The sequence below is a fragment of the Pedobacter cryoconitis genome, from assembly GCF_003259615.1.
In the GTDB taxonomy this organism is placed as follows: Bacteria; Bacteroidota; Bacteroidia; order Sphingobacteriales; family Sphingobacteriaceae; genus Pedobacter; species Pedobacter cryoconitis.
Genome location: NZ_QLLR01000071.1, coordinates 1 through 1,774 on the forward strand (window position 1 = coordinate 1; position 1,774 = coordinate 1,774).

Here is a 1,774-nt window from a genome sequence, read left to right on the forward strand (position 1 = left end):
TGTGAACGGTAAATAAGACTACACAACTTTTGGCAATTAGCAGTGCATGGTTTTCGGCAAGAACGGTGCAGAGAAATCGGCAAGAATAAATACATAGTTCACCTTTTGGGGGCAAGCCCCCAAAAGAAAAACAACCTTTGTCATTCACTACAAAGACAAGGTTTTTTATGAACTATTATTTAAGCAAACTTATGACCTATCATCTAGTCCACCAAATGGAACGCGAAGGATTTTCGATACAGAAGATCGCCGAGCATTTAGATATGAACTGGCGCACTGCCAAACGACTACTACAGCTCAGCGAGCAACATTATTTAATCGATCTAGAGCAGATACAGGGTAGAAAAAGATCGCTGGACTCCTACGAGGAATTTGTCAAAGACAAATTGGTGGTATATCCAGGTACTCCAGCGGCTCAAATGCATGACTGGCTGAAGGAACATCATCAGGAGTTCCCTGAAATTAGCCAGAAGACAGTTTTTAACTTCGTGCAAGCAGTACGGGCAAAATATAATATTCCAAAAACTCAGCAAATAAGAGATTACGCCAGTGTTCCCGAACTTCCTTACGGTTTACAGGCGCAGGTAGACTTTGGTTTCTATAACATGCAAACCACACTTGGAAAGACCAAAAAGGTACAGTTCTTTACTTTTGTACTTTCCCGATCGCGCTATAAGTTTATCCACTTCAGCGATAGTCCATTTACCACTACAATGGTGATTAACGCACATGAGCTTGCATTTGCAGCAGTTTGCGGTTGTCCTTCTGAAATCGTTTATGACCAGGACCGTTTATTTATGGTGGCGGAAAACTTTGGTGACCTCATTCTAACTGCCGGTTTCCGGTCTTATGTGGCCCAAAGTTCTTTTGTGACCTATTTTTGCAGAAAAGCTGATCCTGAAAGTAAGGGAAAAGTTGAAAATGTAGTTAAATATGTAAAGCAGAACTTCCTTTACAAACGTTCTTTTAAAGATCTGGATACCTTGAATATGGAAGCAAAGGCTTGGCTACTGCGTACAGCCAATGCACTTGAACATGGCACAACTAAAAAGATACCAACTGCAGAATTTCAGATAGAAAAAGAGTTTCTGCATAGCTGGTGCCCTGTGATTCTGGAACCAGAAGCATATGCTGTTTATGCTGTGCACAAGGATAATAAGATCTCTTATAAAAGCAACATATACAGCTTGCCTTTAGGTACATATAAAGGAAAAGGAACAAAGATTCTGCTTAAAGTAACGCTGGAACAGCTCATCATCATGAACCAGAAAGAAGAGGAACTGTGCCGTCATGAGATTTGCAGGCTTAAAGGACAAAAAATACTCTCCAGAGACCATGGACGTGATAAAGAAACGGCCATTACTGAGATGATGAATGAATTCAGTGACCTAATGGAGAATAAACTGCAGGCATTGAACTGGGTGATGCAGATCAAAGACCATAAACCAAGATATATCAGAGACCAGCTGCAATTGCTAACAGCTACTGTAATTAAACTGGAGCCACATTTGGCTTCACAGGCGCTGAATTATGCCTGCCAACATCATATTATCAGTGCCACTGACTTTAAAGCCATCACCGAGGCACTAAAAAGAGAACAAGTGAAAGCAGAGCTGCCACCACCAATTATTATCCAGTTAAACCCGCTCAATGGAGAAAGCAGGAAAATATCGGACATCATACCAGATCAAAGTGATCTGCTTACCTATGACACTTATTTCTCTGGCTAATCATTATTGCCTGGTACTTAGAGGGGGTCAGTATGCTCCAGTAC

Annotated in this window: 1 protein-coding gene; it reads left to right on the forward strand. The window is 41.2% G+C overall.

What is annotated here, in order from left to right:
* The first annotated feature begins 191 nt into the window (after nucleotides 1–191).
* A complete protein-coding gene (gene istA / locus LY11_RS26380) occupies nucleotides 192–1,730 on the forward strand; it encodes an IS21 family transposase (RefSeq protein WP_170132798.1) in 1,539 nt (512 codons plus the stop codon).
* Nucleotides 1,731–1,774: the final 44 nt, after the last annotated feature.

What these genes read in the sequence shown, in the direction of transcription:
- istA (WP_170132798.1), top strand. Translation starts at nt 192, where the DNA reads ATGACCTATCATCTAGTCCACCAAATGGAACGCGAAGGATTTTCGATA.